The sequence below is a fragment of the Aquimarina mycalae genome, assembly GCF_029906345.1.
Taxonomy (GTDB): Bacteria; Bacteroidota; Bacteroidia; order Flavobacteriales; family Flavobacteriaceae; genus Aquimarina.
Window position 1 is genome coordinate 448,489 of the sequence record NZ_JARYGY010000005.1, and the last position, 20,321, is coordinate 468,809.

Annotated in this window: 16 protein-coding genes and 1 other RNA gene; 8 read left to right on the forward strand and 9 right to left on the reverse strand. The window is 32.4% G+C overall.

Features of this window, described 5'->3' with window-relative positions; genetic code table 11:
• Positions 1-189: 189 nt before the first annotated feature.
• From QBK95_RS14400 to QBK95_RS14410, 3 genes are all read right to left on the reverse strand, one after another.
• Positions 190-1,299, reverse strand: coding sequence for a DEAD/DEAH box helicase (locus QBK95_RS14400; protein ID WP_280934966.1), 1,110 nt, complete (start codon positions 1,297-1,299; stop codon positions 190-192).
• A gap of 87 nt (positions 1,300-1,386) precedes the next feature.
• The gene (locus QBK95_RS14405; protein WP_280934968.1) at positions 1,387-1,788 is read right to left on the reverse strand and encodes a hypothetical protein; all 402 of its coding nucleotides are present in this window, start codon (positions 1,786-1,788) and stop codon (positions 1,387-1,389) included.
• A 205-nt stretch (positions 1,789-1,993) separates the two neighbouring features.
• Complete coding sequence (locus QBK95_RS14410) at positions 1,994-2,884, reverse strand: DUF72 domain-containing protein (RefSeq protein WP_280934971.1); 891 nt, start codon at positions 2,882-2,884, stop codon at positions 1,994-1,996.
• An 89-nt stretch (positions 2,885-2,973) separates the two neighbouring features.
• On the opposite strand from QBK95_RS14410, the gene QBK95_RS14415 reads away from it, so the two are divergent.
• The 3 genes from QBK95_RS14415 (at position 2,974) to QBK95_RS14425 (ending at position 7,485) form a co-directional block, all read left to right on the forward strand.
• Positions 2,974-3,711, forward strand: a complete 738-nt coding sequence (locus QBK95_RS14415; RefSeq protein ID WP_280934973.1) for a LolA-like protein — start codon at positions 2,974-2,976, stop codon at positions 3,709-3,711.
• A gap of 80 nt (positions 3,712-3,791) precedes the next feature.
• Positions 3,792-6,860, forward strand: a complete 3,069-nt coding sequence (locus tag QBK95_RS14420; protein WP_280934975.1) for a WD40/YVTN/BNR-like repeat-containing protein — start codon at positions 3,792-3,794, stop codon at positions 6,858-6,860.
• 217 nt (positions 6,861-7,077) lie between these two features.
• On the forward strand, positions 7,078-7,485 hold the full coding sequence (locus QBK95_RS14425) for a glyoxalase (protein WP_280934977.1): 408 nt from the start codon (positions 7,078-7,080) through the stop codon (positions 7,483-7,485).
• 71 nt (positions 7,486-7,556) lie between these two features.
• Here the strand turns inward: QBK95_RS14425 and QBK95_RS14430 are convergent, their stop codons facing one another.
• Together QBK95_RS14430 and gyrA are read right to left on the reverse strand one after the other, a co-directional pair.
• A complete protein-coding gene (locus tag QBK95_RS14430) occupies positions 7,557-8,831 on the reverse strand; it encodes a tetratricopeptide repeat protein (RefSeq protein WP_280934979.1) in 1,275 nt (424 codons plus the stop codon).
• Between the two features lie 41 nt (positions 8,832-8,872).
• Positions 8,873-11,404, reverse strand: coding sequence for a DNA gyrase subunit A (gyrA, locus tag QBK95_RS14435; RefSeq protein ID WP_280934981.1), 2,532 nt, complete (start codon positions 11,402-11,404; stop codon positions 8,873-8,875).
• Positions 11,405-11,788: 384 nt separating this feature from the next.
• On the opposite strand from gyrA, the gene QBK95_RS14440 reads away from it, so the two are divergent.
• From QBK95_RS14440 to QBK95_RS14455, 4 genes are all read left to right on the forward strand, one after another.
• Positions 11,789-14,344: an ATP-dependent Clp protease ATP-binding subunit gene (locus tag QBK95_RS14440; RefSeq protein WP_280934984.1), complete on the forward strand. Its 2,556-nt coding sequence runs from the start codon at positions 11,789-11,791 to the stop codon at positions 14,342-14,344.
• A 278-nt stretch (positions 14,345-14,622) separates the two neighbouring features.
• A complete protein-coding gene (locus QBK95_RS14445) occupies positions 14,623-15,000 on the forward strand; it encodes a hypothetical protein (RefSeq protein WP_280934986.1) in 378 nt (125 codons plus the stop codon).
• A 144-nt stretch (positions 15,001-15,144) separates the two neighbouring features.
• A complete protein-coding gene (locus tag QBK95_RS14450) occupies positions 15,145-15,513 on the forward strand; it encodes a hypothetical protein (protein WP_280934988.1) in 369 nt (122 codons plus the stop codon).
• 94 nt (positions 15,514-15,607) lie between these two features.
• Positions 15,608-16,024, forward strand: coding sequence for a hypothetical protein (locus tag QBK95_RS14455; protein ID WP_280934990.1), 417 nt, complete (start codon positions 15,608-15,610; stop codon positions 16,022-16,024).
• A 34-nt stretch (positions 16,025-16,058) separates the two neighbouring features.
• Here QBK95_RS14455 and rny read toward each other — a convergent pair whose 3' ends face one another.
• The 4 genes from rny to QBK95_RS14475 form a co-directional block, all read right to left on the reverse strand.
• Positions 16,059-17,624, reverse strand: coding sequence for a ribonuclease Y (gene rny / locus QBK95_RS14460; RefSeq protein WP_280934991.1), 1,566 nt, complete (start codon positions 17,622-17,624; stop codon positions 16,059-16,061).
• Between the two features lie 54 nt (positions 17,625-17,678).
• Positions 17,679-17,799, reverse strand: a non-coding RNA gene (gene ssrS, locus QBK95_RS14465) — 6S RNA.
• A 55-nt stretch (positions 17,800-17,854) separates the two neighbouring features.
• On the reverse strand, positions 17,855-18,145 hold the full coding sequence (locus QBK95_RS14470) for a cell division protein ZapA (protein WP_280934993.1): 291 nt from the start codon (positions 18,143-18,145) through the stop codon (positions 17,855-17,857).
• 8 nt (positions 18,146-18,153) lie between these two features.
• Positions 18,154-18,444: a coiled-coil domain-containing protein gene (locus tag QBK95_RS14475; protein ID WP_280934995.1), complete on the reverse strand. Its 291-nt coding sequence runs from the start codon at positions 18,442-18,444 to the stop codon at positions 18,154-18,156.
• Between the two features lie 181 nt (positions 18,445-18,625).
• Between QBK95_RS14475 and QBK95_RS14480 the strand changes: the two genes are divergently transcribed.
• Positions 18,626-20,314 (forward strand): M23 family metallopeptidase, encoded by a 1,689-nt coding sequence (locus tag QBK95_RS14480; protein ID WP_280934998.1) that lies wholly within the window; start codon positions 18,626-18,628, stop codon positions 20,312-20,314.
• Positions 20,315-20,321: the final 7 nt, after the last annotated feature.

Genomic DNA, 20,321 nt, shown 5'->3' on the forward strand with positions numbered 1-20,321 from the left:
TATACTACTTTATCTGAATCAAAAGTATCATAAAATCATGGATTCATTTACCTCGTTTTTTGGTAAAATGTAACCCCTGTTTTCAGGTAGTTTATAAAAAGTACTTATTATCCTATGTTACTTTTAATCCTTAAAAAAACCTTGTAAGCCCAAAGTTTAAGAAAATACTAATTAGAAGATACAATATACCTATCGAATTTGACTAAATCTAATCCCAAGTTGCTTTTCCAAATCTCGGATTACTTTTAATTCTTGTTTAACAATTAATGCTAGCGAAAGTCCTGTATTTCCTGCTCTGGCGGTTCTTCCACTTCTATGTGTATAATATTCTATCTGATCAGGTAATTGATAATGCACTACGAATGATAGATTCGCCACATCAATCCCTCTTGCCGCTACATCTGTAGATACCAATAGTTCCATAGTCCCTTTCTTAAATGCGCGCATCACCTTATCTCGGTCTTTTTGGGTCATATCACCTTCTAACAATCCAACGTGATAATTCTTAGCAACAAGTTGCTTAGATAATTTTCTTGCAGCTACTTTAGTCTTAGTAAAAATGATACCTCTATGATTTTTTTGAGATTTTAAGAAATATGTCAGTGTATCTAGTTTATTTGCTTCTTCTCCAATAACAAAATGATGATCTATACCTTTATTTACGGCATCATTTTTATCAATAGAAACTCTTATTGCATTTTTATCTACATAGGAATCAATAATTTCGTGAAGTGCAGAAGGTATTGTAGCAGAAAAAAGCCATACATTTCTACGTCCTTTTGTTTTACTTAGGATGGTAGTAAGATCCTTTTTGAAGCCCATACTTAACATTTCATCAGCTTCATCCATTACTACAGTTTTAATTTTTGAAATATCAACTGCTTTTCTCTCTATAAGATCAATAAGTCTACCTGGAGTCGCTACAATAATGTGTGTTGGTCTTTTTAATCTGGTTAGCTGTCTTTCTATTTTTTCACCTCCATATACAGATTCTGTGAAAATCTTTTCTGTATACTTAGTGTATTTAAAAAATTGTTTGGCTATTTGCTGACCTAATTCTCTGGTAGGTGCTAAAACTAAGGCTTGTACTTCCTGCTTATTAGGGTCAATCCTAGATAATAAAGGAATACCAAAAGCTGCCGTTTTACCAGTACCAGTTTGAGCCTTTCCTATAAAGTCTACTTGATTGTTAATAAGAATAGGTATTGCCTGCTCTTGAATTTTAGTAGGGTTAGTAATCCCCATTTCTTTAAGACCTTTATTTAGATCTTTAGGAACTCCTAATGCTGAAAATGTCATCCTTATTTTGTTTTAGGGTACAAAAATAGGTGAATATATTCATTGCCCAACTAATTAGGTCAATACAAAATGGAAATTATCAGAATACTAGCAAGAAATTTTCATGAAATAATCAAATAACTGCTTTTTTAATGTTAGTCCTCTCTTATGAAAATGACTCTTATCCATACAAAAACCTCCAGAACAATTGAAGTCGGATCCTGAATCTGATGAAATAAAATCTATAAGAGATATCTCATGTGAATGAGAATCATGTACTAGTTCATGATGATCAGAATGATCGTGAACTTCATTATCTAAACTAAACTCGTAAGAAAAATCTTTCTCTATTAAAGACAGGTTATTTTCTAATGTATCAAATAAATTCAAAACGGTAATATCATGACCTGATATTGAAACAGATAGCGCCGTTTCTCCTTGCTGAGAGTGCGCTGTAGTTGCTAATAATAATGAAATAAATAATACTGCGGAGTGTAGTTGTTTAGTCATATATATTTATTTTGGCTTGTTAATACATTTCAAAATAAGCCTGTTTCAAATCAAAAACTCGGTATTTAGAGCAATAATCATTAAAAACATCGGCAAAATACACATAAACAGGATTAAGTGCAAATTAATTATAAACTTTAACACTTTTTAATAGCAAAAACTTTTTTTTCATATGGCAAAACCATATTTATCAACACTATACCATTTAAAACAAGGTAGATTTATCAGAATCATGATTAGGTAAAATTAGTGTCGTATTTAATTCTTTATTTAATAATTCAATAAAATATTTGGACAGCAAGGGAGATTCTTTCTCGATATTTTGATGTACAAAAAAGTGAACATCTTCTATTCCTTGCGCTTTCCATGATTTCAACCTTGTAACCCAATCATCTAATCTGGTGTAATCAGTTTCGTGATTAGCTCCAACATACCTTATAAAAGCCTCCTTATTCGTGAGTCTCATATGCAACAAATCTCTTCGTCCAGCAGAATCTGTTATAATGTTTGCAATATTGTGAGTCTCTAACAAGTCATACAACTCATTAGCCACTACTTGATCATTAAACCAATCCGTATGCCTAAACTCTATTGCCAAACGAAGTTCCTTTGGCCATTTTGTGACAAAATTAATTACTCGATCTACATACTTAGGGGCAAAATTACTATGCATTTGTAAAAAAATAGTTCCTAATTTTTCTTTTAGATGAATAGCATTTGCTAAATACTGATCCACATATGGCTGTACATCATCATTTAATCTTTTAAGATGAGAAATATTTTGAACTAGTTTTGGAAAAAATTTAAAACCATCTGGTGTTTTATCATACCATTTTTTAAATTGATCTTCTGGAAAAATCCTATAGAATGTAGCATTAAGCTCAATAGAATTAAACTGTCTAGAATAATAATACAGTTCATCCTTAGTACCTCTAGGATAAAAGCCTTTTAAATCTTGTTTGTTCCATTTAGCACAACCTACATAAACAGAAAAATTTTCACTCTTTCCTTTTTCTAAAACCCTTGAGGTATCAATATGATCTTCTGGCAACACAAAATTTACATTTTCTGGATGCTCTACTTTACCAAACTTCATTTTTTTTATTTAAAAGATTACATAAATAGTGTAACAAAAATATAATTCAAACAACTAACTTTACAGTAACAACAATAAAAACTTTAACAATGAATACTTTAAAATCTATAATAGTTCTATTAATTCTAGCAATTATTACTCCTGTAAAAGGACAAACCGCAGATGAAATTATAGCTAATTATCTTGAAAACACTGGAGGTAAAGACAATTGGGAAAAACTAGAGGGTTTAGAAATGATAGGAGTTATGAAAATGCAAGGCATGGAAATCCCTTTTGAACAAGTATCTACCAAAGACGGTAAACAATTAGTTACTATTGATTTACAAGGTAATCGTATGATATGGTCTGCATTTGATGGAGAAACCTCTTGGCAAAGGAACCAAATGACTATGGAACCTGAAAAAAGTGATAATGAAGCTACAGAGAATATGAAAAAACAGACCAAAGATTTTCCTGATCCATTTTTAAATTATAAAGAAAAAGGATACACAGTAGAGTTTATTGGAAAAGAAACTATTGATGGAACAGAGACTTATAAAGTGAAGTTAACTAAAGATCCTATTATAGTAAACGGTCAATCTCAACCAAACATTTCTCACTACTATTTCGATACAGAGAATTATGTCCCAATAATTATAGAATCTCAGGTAAATGAAGGTCCTATGAAAGGGCAAACAATTAAATCTTCTATTAGTGATTATCAAGAGGTAAATGGAGTATATTTTCCTTTTACGGTTGGCAATCAATTCCAAACAATGAATTTTAAAGAAATTAAAACAAATCCAGAGGTTGACGATGCAAAATTTGCATTTCCAGAGAAAAAATAAACATACAGACAAACCTATAATCCCCAATTTATTTGGGGATTTTTTTTCATATAAATCAATACTAATCAATCAAAGGAATTATGAATAAAAAAATTATAATTGCTGGGCTTAGCATTATACTATCACTCGGGTTACAAGCTCAGGATATAGTTCTAAAAGGCAAGGAACTTTTTGGAAAACTTGAAGCAAGACATATAGGTCCTGCGTTAATGAGTGGTCGAATTATTGATCTAGAAAATCATCCAACCAATAGTAGAATACTATATGCTGGTACTGCTGGTGGTGGAGTATGGAAATCTTCTAATGGTGGAGCTAGCTTCACTCCTATATTTGATGACTACGCCCAATCCATAGGAGTTGTATCTATTGACCCAAGTGATCCTGATAATACAATATGGGTAGGAACTGGTGAAATCTGGACAAGAAATAGTGTTTCTATTGGTGATGGACTATATAAATCTAAAGATGGTGGTGCTAATTGGAAAAAAATGGGGTTTGAGAATTCAGAACGAATAAGCAGTATACAAATAAATCCAAAAAACTCTAATGAGGTATATGTAGGAGTTATGGGAGCTTTGTGGGGCGATAGTGAAGACAGAGGAATCTATAAAACCATAGATGGAGGAAAAACCTGGAACAAAATCCTGTACATAAATGAAAAAACGGGTGCAAACGAAATAATCATGGATCCTAATGATCCTAATACTTTGTATGCGGCTATGTGGGAATTCAGGAGAACCGCTTGGGGTTTTAATTCTGGAGGTCCAAACAGTGCTCTTTACAAATCTACTGATGCTGGTAAAACCTGGAACAAAATTCATAATGGATTTCCCAAAGGAGATTTAGGAAGGTTTGCAATTGCAATTGCTCCTTCTAATTCTAATATTGTATACGCTGTTGTCGAAAGTAAAGAAGATAAGGGTTTATATCGTTCTGATGATGCAGGCGCAAGTTGGAAACTACTTAATGGTGACTTTGGGCTTGTCGTTAGACCATTTTACTTTGCACGAATTGTTGTGGACCCTAAAAACCCTGACATCGTAGCAAAAGGAGGTTTGTTTGGATCCATCTCAAGAGATGGCGGAAAGACTTTTAAAAACCTTGGAAACATGCATGCAGATATTCATGATATTACCTTCGATATCAATAATTCTGATCGTATGTATGTAGGTACAGATGGTGGTGTTTATAGAAGTTGGGATGGCGGAGCTACATTAGATATGGTTGATAATTTACCACTTTCTCAATTTTATCATATCAGTGTAGATAATGAAGAACCATATAACATATATGGTGGATTACAAGACAATGGTTCTTGGTACGGACCTTCTTCTTCTCCAGGAGGAATCGAAGCTCGTGATTGGAAACGTGTAGGAGTTGGAGATGGTTTCAGAGTATTACGACATCCAACCAAAAATATCATTTACTCAGAAATGCAAGGAGCTCAAAATGTATGGAGATATGATATAGACAAAAACAACACCAAAAATGTACAACCATTAGATGTAAAAGGAAAAGCAGACCTTCGTTTTAACTGGAATGCACCGATTGCCGTAAGTGCTCATCAACCAGATCGTTTCTATATAGGAAGTCAATTTTTACACATAAGTGAAGACATGGGAGATAATTGGAAAATTATTTCTCCTGATCTTACAACAAATGATCCTTCAAAACAAGATAAAGAATCTGGTGGTATCTCTACTGATAAATCTGGTGCTGAAACACATACAACTATTTTTACTATAGCAGAATCGCCATTAGATGAAAATGTTATCTGGGTAGGTACTGATGATGGAAATGTACAAATAACCCAAGATAGAGGAAAAACCTGGACTAACACGGTTACTAATATTGAAGGATTACCAAAAAATACATGGGTGTATCATATCGAAGCTAGTAGTCATGATAAGGGAACTGCCTATGCTGTTTTTGATGGGCACGCTCAAAATAATATGAAACCTTATGTATATAAAACTTCGGATTTTGGTAAAACCTGGAAATCCTTAGTTACCGATGACATTATAGGGTTTGCTAGAAACATCCAAGAAGATTATGAAAATGAAAACTTACTCTATTTAGGAACAGAGTTTGGGTTATTCATAACTATTGATGGTGGAAAAAACTGGTCACGTTTTACCAATAATATGCCTGCTACTGCAGTTCATTTTATTGATTTACAGAAAAAAACAAATGATCTTGTATTAGGTACCCATGGAAGAGGAGTTATTATTATTGATGACATTTCTCCGTTACGTGAAATTAATCAAGAAGTACTAAAAAAAGACGTGCACTTCTTTAATTCAAAACCAGCAATAATTAAAGAAGAAGGCGGTTTTGGTGGAGCGAGTACAGAGCTACAATTTGTTGGAAACAACCCTTCATCTTCTGCTCAGATAATTTATTACCTAAAAAAGAGACATACTTTTGGGAAAATGACATTAACTGTGTTAGATGATAGCGGAAACGAAATTGTAAGTCTTGTACCAGGGAAATCTAAAGGAATCAACATTGTAAACTGGGGATTTAGAACGAAAGGTCCTAAGGTCGCAGCAGGAAAATCTTTTACCGCTGGTGGATTTACAGCTCCTAGAATAACTGCAGGAACCTATAAGGTAGTTCTAAAAAAAGGAAAAAACAGCTTTGAGAGTAGTATAACAATTCTAAATGATCCAAATTCGGTAATTACTGTTTCTGAAAGAAAAAGTCAATCGACAATAACCAAAGAACTTTTTGATGATATGGAAAACCTTGCATACCTGGTATACCAAGTTGACCAAGTAATTAATAAGGCCAAGGAAATACAAAACAAAGACTCAAAAGCAAATAAAATAACTTCTACGCTTATAAATGATTTGAATTCATTAAAAGAAACATTAGTGGTTACTACTGGTGATAATTATGTTGCTGAAGCAGAACCTCAATTACGAGAAAAACTAGCAGATATATATAGTGAAGTAGCTAATCAATTCGAAAAACCTTCTGTTTCACAATTAGAAAATAAAGAAGTATTAGAAAACAGGTTAAAGGATGCTAATACTGCCTATCAAAAAATAGAAAGCAAACAATTAGCCAAGTTTAAGAAATACTTAGAAAAGAATAATGAAGGAGCTATTAAAATGAAATCAAAACAAGAATATATTGACAAATAAAACAATAACAAATATTTATTGATACGACAAAAGCCCTTTTTTAAAGGGCTTTTGTATTCATAGTAATTATCTAGAATCGTTTGTTATTATGGACAAACAAAGCACTTATAGTTCGATGGTTGTTTAAAAAAAACTGTTCATAACTGGTTTAAAACTCTATCCATGAACTGTAATTTCGGATGAAACTATTCTGTATTTTTAGTAAACGCTCTTTATTATGGAAAACAGAGAATCTAATTTATTGGCAATACGCCCACAAATTTTAAACGCAAGAGTTTCTGAAAACATGTCAAATGATGAACAATTTCAGAACAAAACAATCAGACCAATTATCAAATTACAAAATGAATTATTAATCGAAGTATTTAGAAATTACATTAAAAAAAGGAAAAATACCTTTTATGAATTATCGCTTGAAAAACGTCTGCTTTATATTGAAAACTCCATTCAAAAGGATACAAAATTCAGGAATAGTCTTAAAGGAATGATCATTGGTCAATTTACCGTAGATGAGTATTCTGTATATATTAAAAATTCATCCGCTTTAAATAAAAGAATGATGAATATTGTAAAGGAACGTCTACAAAGTAATATTCAATTATTAGAAAACACATTAGCTTACTAATACAATATAAAAAAGCCGAATCAAATATTTGATTCGGCTTTTTTATATTAAGTAAGAATAAAACTTACATATTAGTTTCCTCCTTCTAAAGCTTTAAGCTTGTTTTTCATTTCTTCTGCCTTAGGATCATCTAACTGATAGAAGATATTCATCAAAGTTCTTACAGCTTCAACATTATCTGGATCACTTTTTAATGCTCCTTCTAAGTAAGGTACTGCACTCTTATATAAATTCTGACGCTTAAGTTTTAAAGCATCATATCTTTTATAATCACTATTAGAAGTCCCCAACCCATTCATTTCTTCTACAATTGCTTGTTCTTCACTTAAAATAATAGAAGCGATATTAATTTGAGCAGATCCATAATCTGGTTTTAACTCCAAAGCCTTTTTATAATAGTTTAAAGCTTGATCATTATTTCCTAATCGTGCTGCACTAACTCCAAGGTTATATAATAAATCAGGGTTATTAGGATCCTTTGCAACTATTTGCTCAACAATCTCTTTATATTTTTCAACATTTCCCATTTTATAGAAAATATCAGCTTCAGCTTGCATTAAAGAAGTATCTTCAGGATTTTCCTTTTTAGCCATTTCCATAGCTTTCATAGCTTCTTCATCTTTTCCTTGACTAATATAGATAAGTGCTATATTCTTAGTAATCTCAGATTTTTTTGAAGGGCTCTTCTTAGTTTCTGGCTTGATGTGAGTTCCTGCTTTTATAGAAAGATCCATTACTTGTTTAGAATCAAAAGGTTCTACTGTACCTGTTTCTTTATTAGTAGCTGTATATATTTCTTCGATTCCATTAAACCCAAGATCTACTAATTCTCCATAATATTTTAAAGCTGAATCATAATCCTTTCCATTAACTGCATTAGAAGCCGCATAATATAGATATAATGTATCAGCTTTATTAAGTTTATACCCTAAGTATAATTTTTCTGCTGCCACATCATTCTTACCTGCTCTTTGATCTTCAACTGCGGTTTCAACTAAGGACTGACGTACTGCTTGTAATCCAGCATTCGCTTGTTCAGTATATTTAGAACTACCTGAAGCTTCTTCGATTTCCAATACTTTTTTATAAGCCATTGCAGAACTTTCTATTTTTTCCAAGGACTTATCTGATGATGATGAAGTAACTTGTCCTTTAAGAAAATAGTATTGCGCTTTCATCTTATCATCAGCTGCTTCTAACTGACCTTCGGCTGCTTTCAACGCATCATTTGCTGTTTCTAAATTACCAGATTTCAATGCTTTCTTCGCCGCACTAAGTGCTTTCTTCTGTGAAAATCCTACAGCACTGATTGTTAAGAAAAAGGCTATAATAAATTTAGTTCTCATTACTTGTGTTTTTTATGGGATTCTTTTTATTTGTTTGTTAATTAATCAATAGTCGTGCCATCTGTGACATCGTCTTCATTTTGCAAAGATATGTCATTTTCTTCAATATTCTCATCAATATCTTCAACATCGTCGTCCTCGTGCATTACTTTTGCAACTGCAGCAATAGAATCTTTACCTTTAAGATTAATTAGACGAACTCCTTGAGTAGCGCGTCCCATAACCCTTAAATCCTCTACTGCGAGTCTTATTGCGATCCCTGATTTATTGATAATCATTAAGTCATCAGAGTCCGTTACATTTTTTATAGCAACTAACTTACCTGTCTTATCAGTAACCGAAATTGTTTTTACACCTTTTCCTCCTCGATTAGTTATTCTATAGTCTTCTAATCGTGAACGTTTACCATATCCATTCTCAGAAACAACCAAGATGTTACTCTCCATATCATTTACAGCCACCATTCCGATAACTTCGTCTGCATCATCTGCAAGTCGAATTCCTCGCACACCAGATGCTCCACGTCCCATTGGTCTTGTTTTTTCTTCTTCAAAGCGTATCGCTTTCCCTGATTTAACCGCCAACATTACCTGGCTCTTTCCATCGGTAAGTTTTGCTTCTAACAATTCATCGTTATCTTTAATCGTGATAGCATTTATACCATTAGTTCTCGGTCTAGAATATTGCTCTAAAGATGTCTTCTTTACCTGGCCTTTTTTAGTAGCCATAATCACATAATGAGAATTAATATACTCTTCGTCTTTAAGATCTTGAGTACAAATAAATGCTTTTACTTTATCATCATTCTCAATATTGATTAGGTTTTGAATAGCTCTTCCTTTTGATGTTTTACTCCCTTCAGGAATTTCATACACTCGCATCCAGAAACATTTTCCTTTCTGAGTAAAGAACAACATATATTGATGATTGGTTCCTACAAATAAATGCTCCAGAAAATCTTCATTACGAGTAGTACTTCCTTTTTGACCTACTCCTCCTCTATTTTGTTTTTTATATTCGTTTAAAGATGTCCTTTTAATATAACCTGCATGAGAAATAGTAATAACTACTTTCTCATTAGGGATCATATCTTCTATACTAAGGTCTCCACCAGCATATTCTATCTGAGAACGACGAGCATCTCCATACTTATCTTTTACTTCAAGAAGTTCTTCCTTAATAATAGTCATTCGACGTTCTTTTTTGTCAAGAATATCCTTAAGGTCTTCAATGGTTTTCATTAACTCATCATACTCCAAACGCAATTTATCCTGCTCCAGTCCAGTCAATTGGCGCAAACGCATCTCTACAATTGCTTTGGCTTGAATTTCTGAAAGTTTAAATCGTTCGATAAGTTTAGCTCTTGCCTCATCAGCATTAGAAGAAGCTCTGATTAACTTAATAACTTCATCAATATTATCCGAAGCAATAATTAACCCTTCAAGAATATGTGCTCTCTCTTCTGCTTTTCTAAGTTCATATTTTGTTCTGCGCACCACAACTTCATGTCTATGCTCAACAAAATGATGAATCATTTCTTTTACATTTAATAACTGCGGTCTTCCATTAACCAATGCAATATTATTTACACTAAAAGAAGATTGTAATGCAGTATATTTATATAAAAGGTTAAGTACTATATTAGGGATCGCATCTCTCTTTAGAATATATACGATACGCATTCCTTTTCTATCAGATTCATCTCTAATGGTCGAGATACCGTCTATTTTCTTATCATTTACAAGATCGGCAGTTTTCTTAATCATATCTGCCTTATTTACTTGATAAGGAATTTCAGATACAATAATACATTCTCTTCCATTTACCTCTTCAAAACTAGCTTTGGCACGCATTACGATCCTACCTCTACCCGTTTTAAAAGCTTCTCTTACTCCGTCATATCCATATATAATACCACCTGTTGGAAAATCAGGTGCTTTAATGTGCTGTATTAATTCATCTATTTCAATGTCGTTATTATTGATATACTCAATAGTTCCATCAACAACTTCGCTTAGATTATGAGGTGGCATATTGGTTGCCATACCCACTGCAATACCAGAAGCTCCATTAATTAATAATCCTGGAACTCTACTTGGTAAAACCGTAGGTTCTTGTAATGTATCATCGAAGTTAAAAGTATGATCAACGGTATCTTTCTCTATATCAGCAAGCATATCTTCTGATATCTTTCTCATTCTGGCCTCCGTATATCGCATTGCTGCAGGGCTATCACCATCTACTGAACCAAAGTTACCTTGACCATCTACAAGCATATATCGCAAACTCCATTCCTGTGCCATACGTACCATGGTATCGTACACAGATGTATCCCCATGAGGGTGATACTTACCAAGAACCTCACCTACAATTCTTGCAGACTTCTTATGAGCACTATTAGCTTTAACGCCTAACTCATACATACCATATAAAACTCTTCTGTGAACTGGTTTAAGACCGTCTCTAACATCAGGAAGTGCACGTGATACAATCACTGACATCGAATAATCGATGTATGCAGACTTCATCTCATCCTCTATATTGATAGGTATTAGCTTTTCTCCTTCTGCCATAAAAATTATTTTATTCTAAAATTGATTTTATTAAACGCGCTAATTTAAGTAAATTAAGACGGTTTTAACAGCCAATAGCCTTTCTAATATCAGTAATTTATTAACAACTTTAACGACTCATATCGTTAATAAGTCTACAAACATAGATTTTGATTATTACCGCTTTTTTTGTCTATTTACTCAAAAAAGTAAATAATCTATTAGATTAACTATTTAGTTCACCTAAATTAGAACAATCGAAGTTCTACAGAAATATGACAATTCATAGCATAATGTCATATTGGTTGTTAATCATGGTTAAAAGGAATAGTTTTTGCCAATGTAATTTTAAAAATTACTATATTTAGTAATAAAGAAACAGAGAAAAAGAAAGAAACGAATTATATGGATGATAATTTTTCACCTAGAGTCAAAGATGTAATTGCATACAGTAAAGAAGAAGCACTCAGGTTAGGGCATGATTTTATTGGAACAGAGCATCTAATGTTAGGACTTTTGCGTGATGGAAGTGGAAAAGCAATTAATATCCTTGATGCGTTAGATATAGATTTAACAAATTTGAGAAGAAAAGTTGAAATTCTTAGCCCCGCAAATCCTAATGTGGCAGTAGCCTCAAATGAAAAAAAGAATTTACACTTAACAAGACAGGCAGAAAGAGCATTAAAGACTACTTTTTTGGAAGCAAAGTTGTTTCAAAGCTCTTCAATCAATACTGCACATTTGTTATTGTGTATTTTAAGAAATGAAAACGATCCAACTACCAAACTATTAAATAAACTTAAGGTAGATTATGATAATGTTAAAGATCAATTTAAATTTATGATTGCTAACGAAGAAGAATATATAGAAAGCCCAAAGGCAGAATCATTTTCTGAAGATGATGACATGTCTGGAGATGCATCAAAAGAAAATCCTTTCAATTCGCCTACTGGAGGTGCTAAAGCTAACAAAAAATCTAAAACTCCTGTATTAGATAATTTTGGTAGAGACCTAACTGCTATGGCAGAAGAAGGAAAGTTAGATCCTGTTGTAGGAAGAACTAAAGAAATCGAACGAGTTTCGCAAATACTTAGTAGAAGAAAAAAGAACAACCCTCTTCTTATAGGAGAACCTGGTGTTGGTAAATCTGCTATTGCTGAAGGGCTGGCACTTCGAATCGTTAAAAGAAAAGTATCTCGCATATTGTTTGATAAAAGAGTAGTTACACTGGATTTAGCCAGTTTAGTTGCTGGAACTAAATATCGAGGACAGTTTGAGGAACGTATGAAAGCTGTCATGAACGAATTAGAAAAGAATGATGATATTATTCTTTTTATTGATGAAATTCATACAATAGTTGGAGCTGGTGGTGCCACTGGAAGCTTGGATGCTTCTAATATGTTTAAACCCGCACTTGCAAGAGGTGAAATACAATGTATTGGAGCTACTACTCTGGATGAGTACAGACAATACATTGAAAAGGATGGCGCATTAGAAAGACGTTTTCAGAAAGTTATAGTTGAACCTACCAATATCGAAGAAACTATAGAAATCCTGAATAACATCAAAGAAAAATATGAAGAACATCATAATGTAAGTTATACAGATGAAGCTATTCAAGCCTGTGTAAAACTTACGAATAGATATATGACAGATCGTTTTTTACCAGACAAAGCTATCGATGCTTTGGATGAAGCAGGATCCAGAGTACATATCACTAATATAGATGTTCCTAAAAAGATTTTAGATCTTGAAAAAAAACTAGAGGAAGTTAGAGAACTTAAGAATAGCGTCGTAAAAAAACAGAAGTATGAAGAAGCGGCCAAACTTAGAGATGATGAGAAAAATCTTGAAAAAGAATTAGGTCAAGCTCAGGAACAATGGGAAAAAGACTCTAAACTTCATAAAGAAACGGTTGATGAAGAAAATGTTGCTGATGTTGTATCTATGATGACAGGTATTCCTGTAAATCGTATTGCACAAACAGAAAGCAATAAACTTGCGGAACTGCCAGAATTAATTAAAGGTAAAGTGATTGGGCAAGATGAAGCAGTATCTAAGGTAGTGAAAGCAATCCAAAGAAACCGTGCTGGATTAAAAGATCCTAATAAACCTATCGGGTCTTTTATATTTCTTGGACAAACTGGAGTTGGTAAAACCCAATTAGCCAAAGTACTAGCAAGAGAGCTCTTTGATAGCGAAGACACACTTATACGTATCGATATGAGTGAGTATATGGAAAAATTTGCGGTATCAAGACTTATAGGAGCTCCTCCTGGATATGTTGGTTACGAAGAAGGTGGTCAACTTACCGAAAAAGTAAGAAGAAAACCATATGCAGTAATCCTTTTGGATGAAATTGAAAAAGCGCATCCAGATGTCTTTAATATGATGCTTCAAGTTTTAGATGATGGTTATCTTACCGATAGTCTTGGTCGAAAAATTGATTTCAGAAATGCGATCATTATTATGACATCCAATATTGGTGCACGTAAACTTAAAGATTTCGGACAAGGTGTTGGTTTTGGAACTAGTGCAAAAAAGACGCAATCCGATAGCTATGCTAAAGGAGTGATAGAAAATGCATTAAAAAAAGCATTTGCACCTGAATTCTTAAACAGAGTGGATGATGTCATCGTATTTAATGCGTTAGAACGTGAAGATATCCATAAGATTATTGACATCGAATTAGATAAATTATATGGTAGAATCAGAGGTCTAGGATATGATTTAGCATTAAGTGAAAAGGCGAAAGATTATATCACTGAGAAAGGATTTGATAAACAATATGGAGCCAGACCACTTAAGAGAGCGATTCAGAAATACATTGAAGATGCTTTAGCAGAAGAAATTATAAGTGCTCAATTACAAGAAGGCGATAGTATATTTATGGATTTAGATGATAACTCTAATGAATTGACTATAAATATTAAGAAAGCCGAAAAGTCGACTGAATCATAATCAATATAGTTTACTGTAAAAAAAGCTTCTGTTTTTAACAGAAGCTTTTTTTTGTATCTAATTATAGCTAATTACTAATTATGTATAAGCATTTCTTTCACCCTTAAATCCTTAGCATAATAGAATTCAAATAAAAGCTCTAAGCAGACTCTTTATCAAACCTTTAGTCAAAAAACAAAACTAGATACACTAAAGGGGAAAAAACCCTAAAGAACACCTAATACACACACCTTATATATGAATAAAAATATATATTTGCAAAACCTAAAAACCACCCAATGATCAAATCTTATGTATTAGATTTTTGCCAAATAGAAATCCATAAGGACTATCTAAAGGTCATTATTAATGAAGGGGTTACAGTTTCTCCTAAACACAATGATGTACTACTGGATATAGTCGAGAAGCATTTCAAAAATAAAGCATTCGTATATATCACTCATCGTCTTAACTCTTATTCTATAAACCCTACCATATATCTAGAAACTGCCAAAATCAAAAACTTGATTGGGTTTGCAGTGGTTTCAAGCGATCCACAACAAAAATTACAGACTAAAGTTGAAAAGACATTTTTTAATAAAGAATTCAGGCAATTTGACACTATGGAGTCTGCTTTAACATGGAAGAAGAAGCTTCTAAAAAATGATATCGATTAATTTATAATGTTTTCAGAAAGAATAACCACTAAAACAAAGTGTAGTTTTACCGTATGCTTAGGGTTGGATTTTTGTAATTGGCAATTTTATCGTAACTTATTAAAAAAATTAACCATACTTAAATAGTAGTTTTGTACTTAATTTATGACAAAATACTATGATTTAGGTTTCGCTAAAGTTGAAGTTCAGGAAAATTATATTAAAAACACAATTGAAGAAGGTTTTTTAGTAATGCCTAAGCACAACAATCTTTTAATTGAATTTGTCACCAAATACTTCAGTGATATACCGTTTGTTTATATTTCTAATAGAGTTAATGTATATTATGTTGACCCAATGGTATACTACGAAGCAAGAAAAATTAATAACCTTATGGGTATTGCAGTAGTATCTAAAAACCCTAGACAAAAAAAATTAACTGAATTAGAGAGTAAATTTTTCACTAAAGAATTAGAATATTTCGCTAATATCAGAGACGCACTAGAATGGAAGAATAGAATACTTAAAAATTAAATTTGATTTTAACGAAAGTTATTTTCTCTTTTTATTTCTATAAGATTATATTGCATCCATTAATATTTTTTTAACCAATCTATTTATATCCCCAATGATTAGATTATACGAACTAGACTTTTGTAGATTAGAAATACATAAGGATTATGTATTAGCAATTATGCATGAAGGCATTATTGTTTCTGTAGAAAACAATTCTATTCTAATTAAAATTGCAGAAAAACATTTTAAAAAAACTCCTTTTGTATACATTACACATCGAATCAACTCATATTCTGTTGATCCAATTGTATATATAAAAACTGCAAAAATCCCTAATCTTTTAGGCTTTGCTGTAGTATCAAACGATCCAATACAAAAAACTCTAACTAAATATGAGAAATCTTTTTTTAACAAGGAGTTTCGAAGATTTGACGATATCAAATCTGCTTTAGCTTGGAAAAATGAAATGATAAAAAAACATCCTTCTGGAGCGATGTCTTTTCAAAAACAAAAAAAGAGAATCATCTGATTCTCTTTTTTTGTTTTTGAAATATTGTTTCTAATTACTTAGCAATATTAACTGCTCTGGTTTCTCTAATCACAGTTATTTTAACCTGACCAGGATATGTCATATCAGTTTGTATTTTTTGAGAAATCTCAAAAGATAGGCTAGCCGCTCTTTCATCATTTACTTTCTCACTTTCCACAATGACACGTAATTCTCTACCAGCTTGGATCGCATATGCTTTCTTTACTCCACTAAAGCCAAAAGCAATGTCCTCTAAGTCTTTTAATCTTTGTATATACGAATCTAATACTTGTCTTCTTGCTCCTGGTCTTGCTCCACTAATAGCATCACAAACCTGGACTATAGGTGAAATAAGAGCTGTCATTTCTACCTCATCATGATGCGCTCCAATTGCATTACACACATCTGGTTTTTCACCGTACTTTTCTGCCCATTGCATTCCAAGAATCGCATGAGGAACTTCGGTTTCCGTATCTGGTACTTTTCCAATATCATGCAATAATCCTGCTCTTTTAGCTAATTTAGGATTAAGACCTAATTCTGCCGCCATAACTCCGCATAACTTAGCTACTTCTCTAGAGTGTTGCAATAGGTTTTGTCCATATGAAGAACGATACTTCATTCTACCAACAGTTTTTATTAACTCTGGATGCAACCCATGAATACCAAGATCAATTACTGTTCTTTTACCCACTTCAATAATCTCTTCATCAATCTGCTTTCTTGTTTTCTTCACAATCTCTTCAATACGGGCAGGATGAATTCTACCATCAGTCACCAGTTTATGCAATGATAAACGAGCTACTTCTCTACGCACAGAATCGAAACAAGAAAGTATAATAGCTTCAGGAGTATCATCAACTATAATCTCAACTCCAGTAGCAGCTTCTATTGCTCTAATATTTCTACCTTCACGACCTATAATACGTCCCTTAACGTCATCACTTTCAATATTAAAAACAGAGACACAATTCTCTACAGCTTCTTCAGTTCCAATTCGCTGAATTGTATTAATAACAACTTTCTTAGCCTCTTGTTGTGCTGTTAATTTAGCTTCTTCAATCGTACTTTGAATCAAAGACATCGAATCAGTTTTCGCTTGTTCCTTTAAAGATTCTACGAGTTGTTCCTTAGCTTCTTCTGCAGATAACCCTGATATTACCTCCAATTGTTGTACCTGACTTTTATGAAGTTTTTTTAACTCACTTTGTTTCTTCTCAAGATACTCATTTCTATGATTGTAGTCTTTGATTTTTTGCTCAAGATCTGCATTCAATTTCTTGCCTTTAGATAATTCATTAGAAACCTGAGATTCTTTATCTCTGGTTCTTTTCTCAGCTTCTGCCATCTTTTTATCTCGAGACAAAATCACTTTTTCGTGTTCTGATTTTAGTTCAATAAATTTTTCTTTAGCTTGGAGTATTTTATCTTTCTTAATAGTCTCTCCTTCACTCTTAGCATCTCTAATAATACTTTGAGATGTTTTTTTAGCGCTTTTGACAATTTCTGAAGCTTTACTGCGCTCAAGAATTTTAGCGATAATAAAACCTATCACCAAACCCGCCACAGCCGCTATAATCAAAAATATAATGTTATCCATAATCCTAGTTAGTGTTTATATATAAAAAAAGCCTGCACTAGTTGGGTTTTGTATAAACTCTGTAAAAACAGGTTTAGGGCTAACAAGTTGCTCAAAAATCCGTGAAACTGAAATACATCAGCACGGCACGCTTTTACAACTTAAACTCACCCTTTTGAAATAATTCTTGTTGAGTTTATCAAAAAATAATAACTAGTGCAGGCAGTAACCTTATTTATTTTAATGAACGTTTATGATAGATGATCTTGCAACAAATTATTCAGGATATTTAATCTATCCATAACATTTATTTCATCACTATCTTTATCTATAACCTTTTGTTCTACTTGTGCTGCAAACTGTAAAGCACACATTGCTAATACATCTTGCTTATCTCTCACTGCATAACTTTGCTCAAATTGCTTAATCATGGCCTCAATTTTCTTAGCTGCTTTACGTAACCCTTCTTCCTGATCTGGATTAATAGTTAATGGATATACACGATCCGCAACTGATAGTTTGATTTTTAATTTATCCGCCATATTTTAAACTACTCAGATAGTTGTGCAATACACACATCAATCTCCTTTATTAAGGCATTTATTTTGAGCTTGGTTTCCCTTTTGTATTCGTCACTGCCTAGCATTGCGCTTGCATTCTTGAGTGCACTGAATTTTTCTTCCCATTGCTTTAATTGATCTAACTGAAGCTCTGAATTAGACTCCAGGCTTTTTATTTTATCTTTAAGATCGGTGTTTTGTTGTTTCAATAATTCATACTTATGAAGCAACTTACTTATCCTATTCTCAAGAGAATCAACAATTTCAATTAAATCACTCATTATAATTTCACACAATACTTCGTTACACAAAGTTAACATACCAATTGAAAAAACCCAATAGTTTTTAAACTAATTTCGATGCGTATATTTCTAATGAATCAAGTGATTAATTTATAGCTCTTTAGTTTTTAAATTAAACATCACTTTAATTTTAAACACTAAATATTTACATTTACGATCTATGCGAGTAATTACAATATTTTTATCCTTATTCTTTTTTATCGGATATAGTCAAAATAATCTTCCTAAAGATTATTTTATGAATCCTTTGGATATTCCTTTAGCCGTTTCAGGAACTTATGGAGAACTACGGTCTAATCACTTTCATTCTGGGTTAGATCTAAAAACTGAAGGGCAAGAAGGTTTAAAAGTATATGCATCTGCATCTGGTGCAATAACGAGAATAAAAATTTCTCATTTTGGATATGGAAAAGCTATGTATATTACACATCCTAATGGATATACATCAGTATATGCGCATTTACAAAAATTTGCTCCAGAGATAGAAGCATACATTAAAAAAAGACAATATGCCAAAGAGTCCTATCAAATAGAATTATTCCCAAAAACAGGAGCTTTATCGGTAAAGAAAGGTGATGTCATCGCCTATAGTGGAAATACTGGTGGAAGTGGTGGTCCGCATTTACATTTCGAAATAAGAGATGCAAAAGCCAGGCCGATGAATCCTATGAGTTTCGGTATAGATGTAAAGGATACTAAAAAACCAACTATTAATAGTGCTTGGATATATAGCTTGGATAATAACGCTCATGTAGACGGAAATCAACAACCCAATAAATTAAGATTAATACCACAAGAAGATGGTAGTTATAAAGCAGCAAGTGTTACTGCATATGGTAAGTTAGGAATTGGAGTTTCTGTGATAGATCAACAAAATCTAGCTGCAAATAAAAATGGAGTTTATGAAATCTCAACAGCGCTAAATGGTCAGAAAAACTTTGCTTTAAAAATGAATCGTTTTTCATTTTCTGAAACCCGTTATATTAATAGGCTTATTGATTATTCTCATTATAAAAAGAACCGAAGTAGAGTAACTAAACTTTTTATAGAAAACAACAATCCTCTTTCTATATATGAAAATGTGGTAAATGATGGTGTTTTTGTCGTAGAAGACAGCTTATCTTATACAGTGAAGGTATTTGTAAAAGATTTTAAAGACAATACTACTATAATTAGTATTCCAATTGAAGGAAAACAAGTTTCTGAAATCGCAAAAAAAGAAATCTCAAAAACCCCATACCACGCACAATCAAATCAAAATTTTACATATAGCTCAGGAATTTTTGATGTATACATTCCTAAAAACAGCTTATATGAAAATACATATTTAGATATCGAAGCGAATGGTGATACCATAAAAATTCATCAAGACGAGATCCCAATGCACAAAAACATGACGATTGCATTTGATGTTTCTAACTATAGTGAAGCTGATAAGAAAAGATTATATATAGGGAGATTAGGATATAGGAATGATCATTATTATGTAAAAACTAATAAAAAAAATAATCGTTTTTCTGCAAGAACCAGAACCTTTGGCACATATTCTCTATTTACCGACACAGAAAAACCAACTATAGTCCCAATTAATGTTTCTGATAAAAAATGGATGTCCAAGGCTAATTTTTTAAAAATTAAAATTAATGATGCTGATTCTGGTATTGCAAGTTACAGAGCAACTATTAATGGAAAATACATTTTAATGGAATATGATTACAAAACTGGAATGCTCGTTTATGATTTTAATGACCAAGTAATTTCGGACACGGAAAATAAATTTAAACTTATTGTGTTAGATAAAGTAGGAAATAATACTACATTTGAAACAATATTCTTTAGAAAACCGTAAATAGATA

What these genes read in the sequence shown, in the direction of transcription:
- QBK95_RS14400 (WP_280934966.1), bottom strand. Translation starts at nt 1,299, where the DNA reads ATGACATTTTCAGCATTAGGAGTTCCTAAAGATCTAAATAAAGGTCTT.
- QBK95_RS14405 (WP_280934968.1), bottom strand. Translation starts at nt 1,788, where the DNA reads ATGACTAAACAACTACACTCCGCAGTATTATTTATTTCATTATTATTA.
- QBK95_RS14410 (WP_280934971.1), bottom strand. Translation starts at nt 2,884, where the DNA reads ATGAAGTTTGGTAAAGTAGAGCATCCAGAAAATGTAAATTTTGTGTTG.
- QBK95_RS14415 (WP_280934973.1), top strand. Translation starts at nt 2,974, where the DNA reads ATGAATACTTTAAAATCTATAATAGTTCTATTAATTCTAGCAATTATT.
- QBK95_RS14420 (WP_280934975.1), top strand. Translation starts at nt 3,792, where the DNA reads ATGAATAAAAAAATTATAATTGCTGGGCTTAGCATTATACTATCACTC.
- QBK95_RS14425 (WP_280934977.1), top strand. Translation starts at nt 7,078, where the DNA reads ATGGAAAACAGAGAATCTAATTTATTGGCAATACGCCCACAAATTTTA.
- QBK95_RS14430 (WP_280934979.1), bottom strand. Translation starts at nt 8,831, where the DNA reads ATGAGAACTAAATTTATTATAGCCTTTTTCTTAACAATCAGTGCTGTA.
- gyrA (WP_280934981.1), bottom strand. Translation starts at nt 11,404, where the DNA reads ATGGCAGAAGGAGAAAAGCTAATACCTATCAATATAGAGGATGAGATG.
- QBK95_RS14440 (WP_280934984.1), top strand. Translation starts at nt 11,789, where the DNA reads ATGGATGATAATTTTTCACCTAGAGTCAAAGATGTAATTGCATACAGT.
- QBK95_RS14445 (WP_280934986.1), top strand. Translation starts at nt 14,623, where the DNA reads ATGATCAAATCTTATGTATTAGATTTTTGCCAAATAGAAATCCATAAG.
- QBK95_RS14450 (WP_280934988.1), top strand. Translation starts at nt 15,145, where the DNA reads ATGACAAAATACTATGATTTAGGTTTCGCTAAAGTTGAAGTTCAGGAA.
- QBK95_RS14455 (WP_280934990.1), top strand. Translation starts at nt 15,608, where the DNA reads ATGATTAGATTATACGAACTAGACTTTTGTAGATTAGAAATACATAAG.
- rny (WP_280934991.1), bottom strand. Translation starts at nt 17,624, where the DNA reads ATGGATAACATTATATTTTTGATTATAGCGGCTGTGGCGGGTTTGGTG.
- QBK95_RS14470 (WP_280934993.1), bottom strand. Translation starts at nt 18,145, where the DNA reads ATGGCGGATAAATTAAAAATCAAACTATCAGTTGCGGATCGTGTATAT.
- QBK95_RS14475 (WP_280934995.1), bottom strand. Translation starts at nt 18,444, where the DNA reads ATGAGTGATTTAATTGAAATTGTTGATTCTCTTGAGAATAGGATAAGT.
- QBK95_RS14480 (WP_280934998.1), top strand. Translation starts at nt 18,626, where the DNA reads ATGCGAGTAATTACAATATTTTTATCCTTATTCTTTTTTATCGGATAT.